Genomic DNA, 319 nt, shown 5'->3' with positions numbered 1-319 from the left:
AAATAGGATAAGGTTTTAGAATCTCATTGATATTCTAAAATAAATAAAACAATTTAAGGGGTGGAAAAATGAAAAAGCTTCAATTGTTAGTAATCTGTTTTTTCATGGCAGTAGTGGTATTAGGATTAGCGGGCTGCCAACAAGGCGGCATTGAATCTGTTACCGAAGAACAAGGAAATCAAGGCGACCAAAGCGAGCAAAGTCAAGGTGATGGAGAACAAGTAGAAATTAACCTTTGGCACTTTGATCCAGGTGCAAGACAAGAAGTATACCAAGAAGCAATAGCACGTTTCGAAGAGAAGAATCCAAACGTTACAGT

1 pseudogene is annotated in these 319 nt (G+C 37.6%); it reads left to right on the top strand.

The annotated features are described in order from the left end of the window. Positions 1 to 68 precede the first annotated feature (68 nt). Positions 69 to 319 (top strand): annotated as a pseudogene (locus KH400_RS23745) (hypothetical protein); the annotation flags it as partial.

Source organism: Desertibacillus haloalkaliphilus, assembly GCF_019039105.1.
Taxonomy (GTDB): Bacteria; Bacillota; Bacilli; order Bacillales; family KJ1-10-99; genus Desertibacillus; species Desertibacillus haloalkaliphilus.
Note: the sequence above shows the minus strand (reverse complement) of the source record. Positions and strands in the feature narration are given on the sequence as shown.